This is a genomic window from Oceanobacillus picturae (genome assembly GCF_000612865.1).
Classification (GTDB): Bacteria; Bacillota; Bacilli; order Bacillales; family Amphibacillaceae; genus Oceanobacillus_B; species Oceanobacillus_B jordanicus.
The window spans coordinates 489,193-505,862 of record NZ_CCAX010000001.1; the positions used below are offsets into that span (position 1 = coordinate 489,193).

Genomic DNA, 16,670 nt, shown 5'->3' on the forward strand with positions numbered 1-16,670 from the left:
GCAATGCTGAATAAAAAACAAATACGATACTGCTTGGATGAAATAACAAAAATGTTTCCTGATGCGGAATGCGAATTAAAGCACGCTAATCCTTTTGAGCTTGTGATAGCTGTTTTATTATCCGCGCAGTGTACAGATGTACTTGTAAATAAAGTAACAGCTGAACTCTTTAAAAAATATAAGACACCGGAGGACTATCTTGCAGTTTCCCTTGAAGAATTACAACAAGACATACGTTCCATCGGCTTATATCGTAATAAGGCGAAAAATATTCGTAAACTATGTGAAGTATTAATTGAGAATTATGGTGGGGAAGTACCGAGAACAAAAGCAGAGCTGGAGAAGCTGGCAGGTGTCGGTCGTAAAACTGCGAATGTTGTAGCATCTGTTGCGTTTAACGAACCAGCAATCGCTGTAGATACGCATGTAGAGCGGGTATCTAAACGATTAGGTATTTGTAGGTGGAAGGATTCAGTTGTTCAAGTTGAAGAGACGTTGATGCGGAAAGTACCTATAGAAGAGTGGAGCGATACCCATCACCGACTAATATTCTTTGGCAGATATCATTGCAAAGCGAGAAATCCTGAGTGCCCAACATGTCCATTGCTAGACCTATGTAGAGAAGGGCAAAAACGAATGAAAAAAGAAAAAGAGGTAAACGCATAGTAACTGCGTTTACCTCTTTTTAGATTCGAAGGGGGAGGGTTAATTCCCACTACCTTCCTCGTCATCATTTTCACTTTCATCGTCTGTACCTTCATCATTGTTTCCATTGCCATTGCCATTTCCGTTTCCGTTATTTCCATTACCCTCATTATTAGCTTCATCATTATTTCCCTCATCAGAGCCCTCATCACTTTGGTCTCCGCTATCCTCATCATCACCGTTACCTTCGCCAGTATCTTCTTCCGCCGCTGGTACCGTGACGCTTGTTGACTGAGATTCGCCCTCGACGCCTTCATTTGCGCCATTTTGACCAATAGGTGTCACGACAATATTATACGTTTCACCTGGTGAGGCACCACTAATTTCAATGCCGTTGGATTCAACGGTCTGGGTTTGACCGTTAACAGCTACCTCAAAAGAGGCTGGTGGCCCATTGTAATTCCATGACACATCGATAATGGAGTTATCTTTATTATATTTAGCAGATAACCCACTAACTGGCGGGATATTTCCTTCTTCTTCTTCCTCATCACCGCCAGGAACGGAAACCGAGGTCGTTGCCGGTTCACTTTGCATATCCCCGTCATTGCTTGTTGCAACTACCTGTATTGTATAGTCAGTACCAGGTTCTACTTCAGATATCTCCATAGATGTATCTTCGGTTGTAGAGAGACCTTGCATTTGACCATCATCTACCTGAGCACTAACTTCAAACGAAACATCTGCATCACCGTCGTAATCCCATGTAACTTCTATCGCGTTACTATCTTCGTTATAGCTTGCAGATAGCCCGCTTACAGGATCAAGTTCATCAAACTTCTCGGAGGTGTCATCTGGTTCTGTTCCCTTTACGAAGAGCTCCGTTACGATTTGGGAAGAAGGGGTGTAGTCACTTGGCTTCGCTGCAGGGCGCGAACCTTTTTCTACTGCCGCTTCTACTACTGAATCTGGCTTAACGAAGTCCGTGTTCTCCATGTCTTTGGAGATTTCTGCCATTGTATTACTAAACAGGGCATGTGGTATTTTCGTTTGACCATTCGGAATTGCTGCTCTTTGTCCATCCTCATTCGTGTAACCACCAGTCCAAACCGAGATCGTATAATTCGTTGAATAACCAGTAAACCAGGAATCCGGGCTGCCTGATTCGTCAGGTAAACTCGTTGTTCCAGTCTTACCTGCAACCGTCACACCTGGAACATTTGCTTGGGCACCAGTTCCGTCCGTAATTACGGTTTTTAGCATATCCGTAATCATGTACGCCGTGTAATCAGCCATCACGGCTTCTGCTTCCGGCTTTAATTCGACGGTCCTACCATCAGGGAATTCAACACTGGTAACAGCATACGGATCGTTGTATAGACCTTCATTACCGAATGCTCGATATGCTCCAGCCATTTGTAATGGGGTAACATTCGTTCCGGTTCCACCAATCGCATCACCTATTGTAATAGAATCATCGGCAAATTTTATACCTAGACTCTCAGCAAAACTTTGTGCTTTATCATAGCCAACTTCTTCTAATGTTTTAACTGCAGGAACGTTGAGCGATTGGTTTAGTGCATGTCTTGCACTCATCCAACCTGCATAGCTTCGGTTCCAGTTTCTAATTGGGCTGTCCCCACCATAATCATATGGTTTATCATCATTTATTTGATGATAAGTGGACATTTTATTAAACTCAATTGCTGGACCGTAAGCTACAAGTGGTTTCATGGTTGAACCAGGCTGTTGTCCACCTTGGATGGCATAATTGTATCCCGTACCATTCCCATTTCTGCTACCGCCAATTGCTCGAATGGCACCATTTTTTGTATCAAGCACTGTCATCCCTGCTTGCATTTCATCATCAGGGTAGGGGATAGGGTTCTCCTCACTATCAGTTAGTAAGAACTCAACATGTTCTTGAATACTTGTATCAATAGTAGTATGGATTTTCAGACCATCTGAATAAATGTCTGCACCATCTACTTTTTCATTCACTTCGCGCTGTACCTGTTTTAGAAATGCCTGATAAGGAACAGAGTCGTCACTTTTTCCTGCTAATAAAGAGGGAATATCGACTTCTCTCGCTTCTTCTGCTTGCTCTTCTGAAATCTTACCGTGTCTTACCATTAATGTAAGAACAGTATTCATTCGTTCCTTTGTCAGTTCTGGATTTTCATAAGGATTGTAAGCTGTTGGACGCTGTGGTAAGCCTGCTAAAATAGCTGCTTCTGGAAGGGTAAGTTCGCTTAAATCGTCCTTACCAAAATAAGTCTCAGCAGCTGTTGCTACACCATATGCATTACTACCATAAAAGATTTTATTTAGATACATTTCTAATATTTCTTCTTTGGAATATTCACGTTCCAGTTTAAGTGCAAGCCACTGCTCTTGAACTTTTAAACTGATTTTCTTCTCAGCAGATAAAAAAGACTTTTCTACAACCTGTTGGGTTATAGTACTCGCTCCTTCTGATCCAAAACCATTTTTAAAGTTAGCTAATACAGCACCACCGATACGGCGCAAATCAATTCCAGAATGCTCAAAGAACCGGGCATCCTCAGTAGCCGTGACCGCATCTATGAGTACCTGGGGCAGATCATCATAGCTGATTTTTGTTCTATTATCTTCACCCAGTGTTGCAAATACTTCTCCATCCTTATCTAGTATTTGAGAAGCAAGGGGATCGGATAATTTTGATTCATCAAGGTCGGGTGCTGTTGCAATCCAATAAGCTGCGGTTGCTCCAGCACCTATTCCCATAATAATAAAGATAAGTAGCATAATAAGTAGGATTTTTTTCCATAAAGGCTTTTTCGATGATTTCTTTTGTTTTCTTCTTGCTGTACGAGATTGGCTATTATTGGCCATAACTCATTCCTCCGTCTCTAAAAATAAAGCTTATCAATGATAGCTAAATAATCAATTCTTGCCTGATATTGAAAGGGGATCTGGTGCCCTTCCTGACATATCTGGTCGTAGCTTATCGACTTTCTTCCACCTTTTAATTTGTCGTCCCAGTGCTGAAAAAGTTTCTCAGCAGGTAAAAAGTACGTCTCTTGATATAAAGTAAATCGAATTAATAAGAAACAAATACCACCATGTTCCACCACAGAACGCATATGAGCAACTTGGTGATCATGGATATTTGCTAATGGAAATAACGTTTTGTTTTTCGTTTCTTTGGCTTCAAAGTCTATATGCTTGCTTCGGTATACACCATTATAGTCAGTGGTTGATGCTTGTTTGAAATATGCTTCTGTTATTACAGCAGCACTCCTTTTTGGGTAATTTACCTTAACAATTTGAACAGGTGTTGGTTTTTTATGAATAATCGCCTTGTCCGTATCAAGGTAAAAGCGGTTTGTTTCATTAATATCTTCTTCTAACGTCATTCCTCTGTTACTAAAAGCATGGTTTGCTGCACTGGAGGGTCTACTTTGAGAAGGTTGTGTTAACGATCCTCTTTTTCCATTTGGGTAGTTCATTAAAAAAATCCTCCTTGCATATTACAGTATCATATCAGATATAGTAGGAAATGATAACTGTAAAAGCATCAATTGGATGAGAATGAAACAAAATATAGTAAACGAAAGCAGGTTCATCCATGTACGGAGACGACTCATTCGATCCATATATCCATTATATAATAAACACCACAAGGAAGCATAATAAAGACAATATTTCTCGGACAAAGGCTTACCAGAACTTCTATTTAGAAAACCCGGAAATTAAATGGGCCTTTCTTGCAAGCATGGTTTCTAGAAATGCTGGCTGGAACATGACTGACCTTCATTTACAACCTTTTAAAAAAATCTTAGGAAAAAAAGAAAGAGACCAGTTATTTATGACGTATGAGCGAGCAAATTGGCTGATTTTTTCAGATGCTTTCCCTCAGTTACTAGTGTATAACCTTTCCAAGCAAGCAGAAAAACCGCTGTTTCATTTGTTGAAAAAGTTTCACGTTTCATCATTTATGATCGAGCAATGGATGTTATTTTGGGAAAGGCAGGAACGCGACAAGCTTATGATCGCCCTAATTATTAATGAACAAAATGTAATCCAAGGCCCCGTTGTGAAACAAACGTACTTTCAGTATCATGTTTTTAATCAACTTCCATACATAATGCAGAACTTTTTACGATTGAATGCTGTATTATTCCCAACTAGTTCCTCGGAAGTATTCGGATCGTATGTTCATGGATTTACAAATATCTCGAAACGAATAGGCTTAGGTGTTAGACTTGCTAATATACTCTATTCCCCGAATGTTTATGACAAATCCCTATATTTTGCTAAAACACAGGAACATACTGGCTCACGCAGGGATTATGAACCGTATTTATCTTCACATTATCCGTACGCTCCAATGTTACGCGTGCTCTACCCAGTAATTAAACATCAGGATAATATTCGTAAAGATTGGTGGAAGACAGGGGGTATTCCTAGTAAATGGTGGCAAACACCAAAAGAAACATCTTTGGAGGACATGAAAAAAACGTATTATAGGAGACGTGACTTACTATTTGGATACTATTATATGAAGTACGCAATGAGGCCCGACTGGTAAATTGTTATCCAGCCGGGCCTAATGCTTTTTATCCCGGAGCAACCGTCCGTAAGACTCCCACTTCAAAACCGGAAGTGGAACCATTAAGTTTTTAGTGGGAGTAAACAAACGCTAAGATCCCGATTCGTTCAACTAACAATCAGTGGGTGAAGAACGAAAACCCCCACTGATTGAAGCTTCACTTTATGTGGAAGGGCGATTCGGACCTTGTAGCTTCTTATCCCCAGTTTTTAGTGAGCGGGACTTTTCGCTTTCAGCTTTTTGCTTTTGCTTTTTCTTATTCATTTATATCCCTCCTTCGCTTATTAGTTTGTCTCATTATTGCTAAATGATAAGTAATTCCACTTCTTTTGTTGTGTTCTTACTTCTTTTGTCGAACAGGCAGGACACTTTCATTCTGAAGCGAATAGAACAATTACACAATGAAGAGGAGTGGGTGTATATGGGGCTGGCAATTAAATATGTAGAGAGTAGTGTAAATGGGGTAGAAAAGAATACGGTGGAACTGCACTTACAAGGATTAGCTGATCAAGTTAGAAGAATGGATCAGAAATTAACCACACGTGTGGATCGTACTATTTCTGAAGACTTTGAAACACAGCAGTTAAGGATAAGTCATACACGCTCCACTATCAGAGGCGCATTTTCGCTAAAGTAGAAGGTGCATTTTTTGTAAATTGATGATAAAGTATTGTTGTAGAGTTTGAAGGCAAAAGGCGGTTGTTTTAACATGAATTTACTCGAACAGACAGAGAAGCTTCAGCAATATTTAATAAGGCTGAAAGACAAATTTGAATACAGTGATCCACCTGAAAATAAAAAAGATAGAGAATTCTTTTTACAGGTGAAGCAGGAAACAGAACCTGTCTATGAGCTCCTTAACCAATGGGAGCAGTCCGCATTAGAGGCGGTAAAGAACAGGGAGGTACAAGTACATCCACACCAAGTAACTTCCACAAGAGAGAACATGGAGCTAATGCTTATGCATAGCTACTATATTGATGCGAGAAGGAAACGGTATATGGAATTAAACAATTCTATCCATTATGTACTGGATCAAATCCAGCGGGAGTTGTCCCAAGCATAATACCGTTTTACATAAATTAAGAATGATACTGGGGGATACAAAATGACGAAAGATAAATTGATTGAAGAAGCATTGAAGATGAGAGAAAAAGCTTATATCCCATATTCCTCTTTTCCCGTCGGGGCTGCTTTGTTAACGAAGTCTGGTAAGCTTTATACTGGCTGTAATATTGAAAATGCAGCTTATCCTGTAACCTGTTGTGCTGAACGAGTGGCCATTTTCAAAGCAATATCAGATGGCGAAAGAGAATTCACAGAAATGGCTGTAGCAGCTGATATGAAACGTCCAGTGCCGCCGTGCGGTTCTTGTCGACAAGTGATGAGTGAGTTTTTTGATAGTGAAATGGTGATCCACTTGACGAACAATGAAAAAATGGTTAAAACTGTGACTATGGAGGAACTGCTTCCATTCTCTTTTCACCAATCCGATATGGAGAAGTAATCGTATTTTCTTTACATAAATCTGCTATTAGGATTGAAGATATTCCTTTAATTAATAGTGCTATCCACATTATAGAACGAAAAGTAAAGGGAGCTGATCTTTCAGGTTCCTTTTTTATTGGTAAACTGGTACCATGTAGGTATGCGAAACATTCAATTTGGATATCGATGTATAAAATAAGTTTCGGATAAATAGACTTTACATTGACAATAAGTTTGTATTTTGGAAAAATAGGCATGTAAATAGGATGAGGTGATAAAATTGAGTTTAAGTCAAGTTCAATTTAGTGGGAAAGACATACTTGAGAAAGAATTTAAAACAGGTATGCGAGGATACAATCAAGAAGAAGTGGACGAGTTCCTAGACAAAATTATTCAAGATTACGATCTATTCAAGCAAGAAATTGACCGATTACAACAAGAGAATGAGCGACTTAAGAAAACAACATCAGATCAAACAAGAAGCCGATCTACACAACCAGCGCCACAAATGAATTATGATGTTTTAAAAAGATTATCCAACTTGGAGAAAGCTGTTTTTGGTAAAAAGTTTGCAGAAACGGATAACTAGGTTTATGTAAAGCAGAACTTGTCGAATCAGCAAAAAAATGATACAATAGTGAAACTGAATATAAATACTCAGGTAATCGCTGCATGCTACATGCAGAGGAAAGTCCATGCTCACACAGACTGCGATGTTTGTAGTGTTCGTGCTTGACGAATTCATAAGTCAAGGTAACCTTCAGGGTTAACGGCAGGAGGTATTCCTAAGTCTTCGGATATGGGATACGTACCTTGAAAGTGCCACAGTGACGTAGCTGAATGGGAAACTATTCAGGTGGAACGAGGTAAACCCCACGAGTGAGCAACCCAAATTTTGGTAGGGGCATCCTTCAGTAGGGAAATGAACCGAAGTAGGGACAAGTTTTTGCACTTGTAGATAGATGATTACAACCAATGTACGAGGCTGACCACCACTTGTAGTACGTTGGCGACAGAACATGGCTTATCGAGTATTTATTGGTCTATTATAACAGAAATGAAAACCTTGCTTACAGCAATACTGTGAGCAAGGTTTTTTTATTTGTTTTATGCGTTTTTATTGTACATGATTATATCATCTACCAATATGTCCACAATGAGTACCGATTAAGCTTTTAGTTAACTAGTTGTTTATAAGGAACTCCTCAAGCCCATCCCATTATGCCAGATGGTAAGCTGTTAACTCAATGGATATGGATTCATCTTTTACAGAGGATTATGATAAACTAAAAAAGAATTAATTTCGAGATATGAAAGGATATATTACATGCAGAATGTTACATTGATTGCAACTGCAGCAATGGGACTTGAATCAATTGTTGCAAATGAAGTAAAAAGCTTGGGGTATGAAGTAAAAGTAGAGAATGGCCGTGTTGTATTTGAAGCGCCGGTTTCTGCTATTCCACGGTGTAACCTATGGCTCAGAACGGCGGACAGGGTCCGATTACTTGTAGGAAGATTTAAGGCTTATACGTTTGATGAGTTATTTGAAGCGACGAAAGCCTTGCCATGGGAATACTATATTTCTGAAGAAGGACAGTTTCCTGTTTCAGGAAAATCAGTACAATCCAAATTATTTAGCGTTCCAGACTGTCAAGCTATTACCAAAAAGGCAATTGCTGAACGACTTAAGCTAAAGCATGGTGTTGCCTCTAAAATGCCAGAGACTGGGGCTCTTTACAAGGTTGAAGTTTCTTTGTTAAAGGATGAAGCAATGCTAACCATTGACACATCTGGTGTAGGTCTCCACAAAAGGGGCTATAGGATTGGCCAAGGAGAAGCTCCTCTTAAAGAAACAATGGCTGCAGCACTCGTATTGTTGACGAACTGGAAGGCCGAGTATCCATTAATTGATCCATTTTGTGGTTCAGGTACGATTCCAATTGAAGCTGCCATGATTGGACAAAATATCGCTCCTGGATTCAATAGAGAATTCGCTTCAGAAGGTTGGTCGCTTATTAAAGCAAAACATTGGGAAAAGGCCTTTGAAGAAGCAGAAGACAAGGCAAATTATGACCAAAAACTTGACATTACGGGGTCCGATATTGACCATAAGCTCATAAAAATCTCAGAAGGAAATTCCACAGAAGCAGGGTTTGGTGACTTAATTTCTTGGAAGCAAATGCAAGTAAAGGATTTATCTATTAAAAAAGAAAATGGATACATCATTGGCAATCCACCATATGGACAGCGACTTAGCGATAAGGAAGCGGTAGCGAAGATTTATCAAGACTTTGGAACTGTTATGCAAGAACATCCTAGCTGGAGTGTTTATATTCTAACTGCTTTTGAAAAATTTGAGAAACAGTATGGAAAAACCGCTACTAAAAAGCGTAAGCTATTTAATGGGTTTATAAAAACAGACTATTACCAGTACTTTGGAAAGAAAACCAAGGGGGAGAAGTAATTGGAGAACACATACTTAATTGAGAAGGACTTTAAAGAACTGTTAAAAGAACAGAGCGCTTATAAGGAAGCAATAGCTCTTGCACATTGGGATATGAGAACAAAGATCCCAAAGAAGGGAGTGGAGCAGCGCTCAGAAGTAGTTGGTTTCCTAGCTGAGAAGCTTCATCAGCTTGAAACCTCCGAGAAAATGAAATACTTCATAGACGTACTGAAGGATAATACAAAAGATGACATTATACGAAAAACGGTTGAAGAATGTGAGCAGAATTATGAGAGAAATCGCAAAATCCCGCATGATGAATTTAAAGAATATGTAATGCTTCAATCTAAATCCGAGGCAATCTGGCAAGAAGCAAGAGAAAAGTCAGACTTTACGCTTTTTCAGCCATACTTAGAAAAGCTTGTTGACTATAATAAAAAATTTGCTAATTACTGGGGATATGAGAAAAATATTTACGATGCATTGTTACATAATTATGAACCAGGTGTCACAACAGAAACTTTAGATCAAGTGTTCCCTGCGTTACGTAATTCGCTAACAGGTTTGCTGGATAAAATCAATCAAAGCAATGTGAAACCAGACCCACAAGTGCTTAAAGGACATTTTCCAAAAACAAAGCAGGAAGCTTTTACATTAGATATTTTAGAAAAAATGGGGTATGACTTCAGTTCTGGAAGACTTGATGAAACCATACATCCTTTTGCTATTTCATTAAACATTAATGATGTTCGCGTAACAACCAGATATGATGAAGAAGATTTTCGTATGGCTGTATTTGGTACAATCCACGAAGGCGGGCATGCGCTTTACGAACAAAATATAAATCGCAATTTGGCAAGTACTCCACTAGCTACCGGAACTTCTATGGGAATTCATGAATCACAATCCTTATTTTGGGAAAACTTTGTAGGTAGAAGTGAATCATTTTGGTCTAGTCATTATGAGTTATTTAAAAATTATGCACCAGAGGCTTTTCAATCTGTACCATTAAATCAATTTTATCGGGCTGTAAATGAAGTAAAACCATCCTTTATTCGCATAGAGGCAGACGAGTTAACTTATCCACTTCATATTATGATTCGATATGAACTTGAGAAAGCACTCATTAACGGTGAAATAGATGTGAAAGATTTACCTGGTTTGTGGAATGAAAAAATGAAGGATTACTTAGGAATAGTACCACCTTCAGATAAAGAAGGTGTACTACAAGACATTCATTGGTCTGGAGGAGATTTTGGTTATTTCCCATCCTATGCTCTTGGTTATATGTATGCTGCACAATTTAATCATACATTGAACAAGGAAATGAATGTGAACAACCTTATTGCTTCAGGGGAGTTTCACCAAATTAGAGAGTGGTTTACCAAACATGTCCATCAATTTGGGAAAATGAAAAAGCCGTTGGAAATAGTAAACGATGTGACTGGTGAATCATTGGATGCAAAGTATCTCGTCGACTATTTAACGAAGAAATATAGCGGTATCTACCAATTTTAAACGAATAAACTGTTGGAAGGTGCATTATGACATACATTTGTTCAACTGGGTTAGGAGTACCCCCAAATGCGATACAACAAGAAGAGATTACGGAACTAGTTCAAGATATTTTTCGTAGTTCCAGTAGGCATATCACAAGACTACTTCCTGTTTTTAAAAACGCTGAGGTTGCCATGAGACAATTTGTCGTTAATAGAGACTGGTTTCGATCAGATCACAGCTTTAAAGAACGAAACGATCTTTATCAACAACATGCTGTGACAACTTCCCTAGAAGCGATTGACAATTGCTTAGCAAATGAAACATTCTTAAAAAAGGAAGTTCCCCATGACGCTATTGATATGATTTTATTTGTTTCTAGTACTGGAATAGCGACACCTTCTATTGATACCTACTTGTATAATCAGCGAGATTTTCGCAGTGATATAAAACGCATGCCGTTATGGGGGCTAGGTTGCGCAGGGGGAGCTATTGCCCTGTCCCGAGCTCATGATTGGATTACAGCAAACCCAGATAAAACTGCACTTATTGTATGTTGCGAATTATGTAGTTTAACCTTTCAAAAAAGCGACCTGAAAAAAAGCAATATAATAGGAAGTGCTTTATTCGGTGACGGAACAGCCGCTGTCTTATTAATGGGAGAGACGTCTCCTTATCAAAGCCATCTTAAAACAGACCCTGCTAAAATCTTGCATACGAGTTCCCGGACGAAAAAATATAGCACGGATGTAATGGGATGGGATGTAACAGATCAAGGATTAGAAGTTATCTTTTCTAGGAGTATTCCATCCTTGGTACATTCTTTTTGGAAGGAACATAGTTTAGCCTTTTTTAAAGAGAGAGAGCTTGAAGAAAACATGATCCATTCCTATATCGCCCATCCTGGTGGTAAAAAAGTGCTGGAAGCGATGGAGGAGGTCCTGGAAACATCGAAAACAAAACTGAAGCATTCTTATCATGTTTTAAAAAACCATGGGAATATGTCTTCTGCTACCGTTTTCTATGTCTTAAATGAAGTGATGAAGGAGCAGAACCCTGCGAAAGCAAAAAGTATACTTTCTGCTCTCGGACCTGGCTTTTGCTCAGAATTGTTGTTACTGGAGTGGACATAAATGTTACCAGTATTTTTATGGGTCATATTTATTTATCTTGTTGTTCAAAGGCTAGTAGAGGTAAACATCGCCAAACGAAATGAGCTTTGGCTCAAAGCACATGGAGGGGTGGAAAAAGGGGAAGGACACTATAAATGGTTTATTATTGTCCATACTCTTTTCTTCTTGTCTATTCTTTTAGAAATTTATACAAGAAAAGCACCTGTACAAAATCCTGGGCTAGTATTACTAACTCTCTTTATCTTAACGCAAGTTTTACGAGTCTGGTGTATTACATCACTAGGGAAGTTCTGGAACACAAAGATTATTGTTTCACCAAACTACCCATTAATTAAAACGGGTCCATATAAATACATCTCACATCCTAATTACGTTGTGGTTGGGATAGAGCTCTTTATTATACCCATTATGTTTCAAGCCTATTTGACCAGTATTATATTCCCGATCCTGCATATTATCCTCCTCCTAATCCGTATCCCAGCAGAGGAGCGGGCATTAAGGGAGACATCGATTTCTAAATGATCTAAATGAGAGACAGTCAGCACTACGTTGACTGTCTCTTTTTATATGGATAATTTACAAATACAAAAGGAAACAAACACATTTGAAATTGCTTGTAATCCAACTTCATAAATTAACAACCTAATGCAAATACTAAACAGAAAAAGTAGAGGAGAGGGTTTTGGTGATCGTATCCTGGATGTGGATTGCAATCGTTGGATTAGTAGTAGAAAGAATTGCTACCAAAAAAATTTCTAGCAGAAATGAACGATGGCTTTTGGAAAAAGGGGGAAGAAGCTCCATCGAAAAGCATTATCGTGGCTTATTAATTGTGCAGTATATAAGCTATAGTGCCATTCTATTTGAATTGGTATTTTTACGACAATCAACCGTCACCTTTAATATGTTCTTCTTTGTTTGCTGTGTCATCATTCTCAGTGGGAAATGGTGGTGCATTCGATCTGCAGGAATGTTCTGGAACGCAAAGAAGATTACATTACCAAGGGTAAGATTGTTTAAACAAGGGCCGTACAAATATGTAAAACAACCTGAATATGTTATTACATTATTGGAAATTGCTTTTATTTCCTTCTTATTTGGAGCTTATATCACGGCGTGTGTTTTCCCCTTTTTATATATGATCTATTTTAAATCTATTCAAAGTGGAGCACAAAAGGTCTATACCAATGCTTAAAGCAAAAGGCCAGCATTAGCTGGCCTTTTCGTTGTTCATTCTTTTTGCAATATACATAAAAGGTGTGTCTAAGAGCGCGACGATAAATTTTATAACATATGTCGTTAAAAGTATTTCCAACCATACAGAAAACGGAAATTGTCCGTAGAAGGCTATTGTACAAAATACGACGGAATCCAACAATTGACTAATCACAGTACTACCATTGTTTCGAATCCATAGCTGCCGGTCAGAAGGAAAGAGTTTTCTTAGTTTGTCATATATCCATACATCAAAATATTGACTAATAATATATGCTGCGAGGCTTCCGGCAGCGACACGAACTACTAAGCCGAAGATGGTGGCAAGTGATCCTTGCGCAATATCATCAGCTGCTGGTTGAAACGCTAGTGCGAACTGCATTACAACGGTCATGGTAATTAAAGTAGCAAACCCAAGCCAGACGGCTTTTTTAGCTTCTTTCTTACCATATTTTTCGTTGATAATGTCGGTTGCAAGGTATGCTGTTCCATACATAATATTCCCTAACGTCGCTGTCAGACCGAGCAGTTCAACCGTTTTTAGTACTTGCATATTGGCGACAACAGTTGACATCCCAATCCATACAAATAGCCCCGTTTTACCAAATAAACGATAAAATAAGAGTAGACAAGAGAAATTGATCAGTGCAAACAAAATCCATATAAGTTCATTTGACATGTAAATGCCTCCTTAGTTTTGATAACGCGGGAGTTTGCGAACCGCGAAAATATTATTATAGCATATTTTTCGCTAAATGCACGAAAGAGATAAACCAGAAAAAGCGGTAATCCTTTTACAGATTACCGCTTCTATATACGTTCACTTATTTTTTTGTTACATTTGCAGCTTGTGGTCCACGTTCGCCTTCAACTATTTCAAAGGATACTTCTTGTCCTTCTTCTAATGATTTGAAGCCTTCCTCTTGGATTGCAGAATAATGTACGAATACATCATTTCCTTCTTCTAATTGGATGAAACCGTAGCCTTTCTCTGCGTTAAACCATTTTACTACTCCGTTTTCCATGAATATAATCCTCCTAGAAACTTTCACGTTCGAAATTAGAAACGTGTTAATACAAAGCAGATTTATAGAACATAAATGAAGGCAGCTTCTATAGAAGTGTAGGATCACGTTACATCCACTTCTATAGAAGCTGCCTGTGTGTCATAAAGGATCCATACATCTTCTTTGCTTGTGTCTAATATAGCTTATATAGACATGTCAGTCAAGAAATAGACTGTATATTTAAATGATTTTCTAGGAATTTTTCTTAAATACAGGTATAATGTAACCATTTCAAAATAATCTTCTACATTTCGACAAACCAGCAAATAGAAAAGAGGAGTAAGAGAGTGAAATCAGACATTGAAATTGCACAGGAAACAACTTTAAAACCGATTCACGACATTGCAACAGATCTTAGCTTATCAGAAGAAGACTGGGAACCATATGGTAGAACGAAGGCAAAGCTCTCCACAGGTCTCTTAGAAAAGTTAGAGGAAAAGCCCGATGGGAAAATCGTTTTAGTCACCTCTATTAATCCCACTCCAGCAGGTGAAGGAAAGTCAACCGTAACAGTAGGTTTGGGGCAAGCATTAAATAAACTTAATAAAAAGGCAATTATTGCCCTGCGTGAACCGAGTCTTGGTCCTGTTATGGGCTTAAAAGGTGGCGCTGCTGGGGGAGGATATGCTCAAGTTCTTCCAATGGAGGATATCAACCTGCACTTTACGGGGGACTTACATGCTATCACAACAGCGAATAACGCGTTGTCTGCGCTTATTGATAATCATATACATAGAGGGAACAATCTACAAATCGATCCAAGAAGAGTGGAATGGAACAGGGTACTTGATATGAATGATAGAGCATTACGCCAAGTTGTAGTAGGACTAGGTGGACCTACCAAAGGCGTTCCGAGAGAAGATGCTTTTAGTATTACGGTTGCCTCTGAAATCATGGCTGTTCTATGCTTGGCAAAGGACCTTCACGATTTAAAACGCCGGCTTAAGAAGATTGTAATTGGCTATACCTATGATGAAAAGCCAGTTACTGTTAAGGATTTAGATGCAGAGGGGGCATTAACTGTACTACTAAAAGATGCATTAAAGCCAAATCTCGTCCAAACAACCGAAAACACGCCTGCTATCATTCATGGTGGTCCATTTGCTAATATTGCTCATGGCTGTAATAGTATCATTGCAACCAAAACAGCAGCAAAGCTAGGAGACTATGTTGTTACTGAGGCCGGATTTGGAGCGGATCTTGGCGCAGAGAAATTTTTAAACATTAAATCACGAGCAGGAGGCATTCAGCCAAGTGCTGTCGTCATTGTCGCTACCATTCGTGCATTAAAAATGCATGGCGGTGTTGGGAAAAATGAACTAACAACCGAAAATGTTGAAGCAATTGCAAGTGGGATCGAAAACTTAAAGAAACATATAGAAACAATTGAATCATTCGGCCTTCCATATGTTGTAGCAATTAATAAATTCCCGACCGACTCTCAAAAAGAAATAGACTTTTTGAAAGAATGGTGCTCCACAAATAAAGTAGAAGTAGCACTAACCGATGTATGGAAGAACGGTGGAGCAGGTGGCGTAGACTTAGCAGAAAAAGTCATCAAGAAAGCGGAAGAACCGGCTAAAAACTTAGAATATACGTACAATTTACACGATCCTCTAGAAGAAAAAATAAGAAGTGTAGCCCAAACTATCTATGGAGCAGATGACATCGTATTAAGCGCAAAAGCTCGCTCCCAATTAGTATTTTTCGAAAATCTAGGGTGGGGAAAATTGCCTGTTTGTATGGCAAAAACCCAATATGCTTTGTCTAATGATCCTTCACAGGTCGGACGACCAACAGGATTTACAATTCACATACGGGAACTACGGGCTTCTGTTGGAGCCGAATTCATTGTGGTATTAACAGGGGATGTTATGACAATGCCAGGCTTACCACAGCATCCTGCTGCATTAAACATGGATGTGACAGAAGATGGCAAGATAGTAGGGTTATTCTAATGGAGAAACGTGAACTATTAACTGCAATTCGCCAGTATGTAACGAACTCCTTTAATAATGAACGAACAGGCCATGACCTTTATCATTTACAACGCGTCACCCGTATGGCGATCGAAATCGCTAGGGAAGAAGATGCTAATCTATTCCGTTGTGAGGCTATTGCATGGTTACATGATGTGACAGACCATAAGCTTGTTGAAAATGAAGAGGCAGCAATACAAGCATTAGAAGACTTTTTAGAGTCTCTTCCATTAACTAGACCTGATATTGAAGCTATTATCAAAGCAATCAACACCATTTCGTTTAGCAAAGGTAAAATACCACCCTCGCTGGAAGGTAAAATTGTTCAGGATGCCGACCGCCTTGACGCCATAGGTGCTATTGGTATTGCGAGAGCTTTTACTTTTGGTGGAGCAAGAGGGAAATTTATGTACCATGAACAGGATACTGATAATACGATTCAACATTTCTATGATAAATTATTAAAACTGAAATCAACCTTGCATACGAGTACTGCAAAATCACTAGCAGAGGATCGACATCAATTTATGCAACAATTTTTAGAGAAGTTTCATCAAGAATGGTAGTAGTAAAATTAGAAAGAGCAGGCATCCTCACAACGGT

General features: G+C 38.9%; 17 protein-coding genes and 1 other RNA gene. 14 read left to right on the forward strand and 4 right to left on the reverse strand.

Going from position 1 to position 16,670, the window contains the following annotated elements:
- Positions 1–3 precede the first annotated feature (3 nt).
- Complete coding sequence (nth, locus tag BN988_RS02520) at positions 4–666, forward strand: endonuclease III (RefSeq protein WP_036572855.1); 663 nt, start codon at positions 4–6, stop codon at positions 664–666.
- Between the two features lie 39 nt (positions 667–705).
- Here nth and BN988_RS02525 read toward each other — a convergent pair whose 3' ends face one another.
- Together BN988_RS02525 and recU are read right to left on the reverse strand one after the other, a co-directional pair.
- Entirely contained in the window at positions 706–3,519 is a 2,814-nt protein-coding gene (locus tag BN988_RS02525) for a transglycosylase domain-containing protein (RefSeq protein ID WP_036572856.1), read from the reverse strand.
- A 17-nt stretch (positions 3,520–3,536) separates the two neighbouring features.
- On the reverse strand, positions 3,537–4,136 hold the full coding sequence (gene recU / locus BN988_RS02530; protein ID WP_036572857.1) for a Holliday junction resolvase RecU: 600 nt from the start codon (positions 4,134–4,136) through the stop codon (positions 3,537–3,539).
- Between the two features lie 119 nt (positions 4,137–4,255).
- Here recU and BN988_RS02535 point away from each other — a divergent pair, with 119 nt between their 5' ends.
- From BN988_RS02535 to BN988_RS02580, 11 genes are all read left to right on the forward strand, one after another.
- A complete protein-coding gene (locus BN988_RS02535) occupies positions 4,256–5,218 on the forward strand; it encodes a DUF2515 family protein (RefSeq protein WP_036572859.1) in 963 nt (320 codons plus the stop codon).
- A 442-nt stretch (positions 5,219–5,660) separates the two neighbouring features.
- On the forward strand, positions 5,661–5,876 hold the full coding sequence (locus tag BN988_RS02540; protein ID WP_036572861.1) for a hypothetical protein: 216 nt from the start codon (positions 5,661–5,663) through the stop codon (positions 5,874–5,876).
- 72 nt (positions 5,877–5,948) lie between these two features.
- Positions 5,949–6,305, forward strand: coding sequence for a DUF1798 family protein (locus tag BN988_RS02545; protein WP_036572862.1), 357 nt, complete (start codon positions 5,949–5,951; stop codon positions 6,303–6,305).
- A gap of 42 nt (positions 6,306–6,347) precedes the next feature.
- Positions 6,348–6,746 carry a cytidine deaminase gene (locus BN988_RS02550; protein WP_036572864.1) on the forward strand — a complete coding sequence of 133 codons (399 nt, stop codon included), beginning with the start codon at positions 6,348–6,350 and terminating at the stop codon, positions 6,744–6,746.
- A 261-nt stretch (positions 6,747–7,007) separates the two neighbouring features.
- A complete protein-coding gene (gene gpsB, locus BN988_RS02555; protein WP_036572866.1) occupies positions 7,008–7,316 on the forward strand; it encodes a cell division regulator GpsB in 309 nt (102 codons plus the stop codon).
- Between the two features lie 64 nt (positions 7,317–7,380).
- Positions 7,381–7,759: RNase P RNA component class B (rnpB, locus tag BN988_RS18520), an RNA gene on the forward strand.
- A 295-nt stretch (positions 7,760–8,054) separates the two neighbouring features.
- Positions 8,055–9,194 (forward strand): THUMP domain-containing class I SAM-dependent RNA methyltransferase, encoded by a 1,140-nt coding sequence (locus BN988_RS02560; RefSeq protein WP_036572867.1) that lies wholly within the window; start codon positions 8,055–8,057, stop codon positions 9,192–9,194.
- Positions 9,195–10,694: a carboxypeptidase M32 gene (locus BN988_RS02565; protein ID WP_036572869.1), complete on the forward strand. Its 1,500-nt coding sequence runs from the start codon at positions 9,195–9,197 to the stop codon at positions 10,692–10,694.
- Positions 10,695–10,720: 26 nt separating this feature from the next.
- Positions 10,721–11,806, forward strand: a complete 1,086-nt coding sequence (locus BN988_RS02570; protein WP_036572871.1) for a type III polyketide synthase — start codon at positions 10,721–10,723, stop codon at positions 11,804–11,806.
- A complete protein-coding gene (locus BN988_RS02575; RefSeq protein WP_036572873.1) occupies positions 11,807–12,328 on the forward strand; it encodes an isoprenylcysteine carboxyl methyltransferase family protein in 522 nt (173 codons plus the stop codon).
- Between the two features lie 163 nt (positions 12,329–12,491).
- A complete protein-coding gene (locus BN988_RS02580; RefSeq protein WP_036572875.1) occupies positions 12,492–13,001 on the forward strand; it encodes an isoprenylcysteine carboxylmethyltransferase family protein in 510 nt (169 codons plus the stop codon).
- 15 nt (positions 13,002–13,016) lie between these two features.
- Here BN988_RS02580 and BN988_RS02585 read toward each other — a convergent pair whose 3' ends face one another.
- Both BN988_RS02585 and BN988_RS02590 read right to left on the reverse strand, forming a co-directional pair.
- On the reverse strand, positions 13,017–13,700 hold the full coding sequence (locus tag BN988_RS02585) for a queuosine precursor transporter (protein WP_036572877.1): 684 nt from the start codon (positions 13,698–13,700) through the stop codon (positions 13,017–13,019).
- Positions 13,701–13,845: 145 nt separating this feature from the next.
- On the reverse strand, positions 13,846–14,046 hold the full coding sequence (locus BN988_RS02590; protein ID WP_036572880.1) for a cold-shock protein: 201 nt from the start codon (positions 14,044–14,046) through the stop codon (positions 13,846–13,848).
- Positions 14,047–14,375: 329 nt separating this feature from the next.
- On the opposite strand from BN988_RS02590, the gene BN988_RS02595 reads away from it, so the two are divergent.
- A complete protein-coding gene (locus BN988_RS02595; RefSeq protein ID WP_081779339.1) occupies positions 14,376–16,046 on the forward strand; it encodes a formate--tetrahydrofolate ligase in 1,671 nt (556 codons plus the stop codon).
- Entirely contained in the window at positions 16,046–16,633 is a 588-nt protein-coding gene (locus tag BN988_RS02600; protein ID WP_036572884.1) for an HD domain-containing protein, read from the forward strand. Before BN988_RS02595 ends, BN988_RS02600 begins: the two co-directional genes overlap by 1 nt.
- The last annotated feature ends 37 nt before the right edge of the window (positions 16,634–16,670 follow it).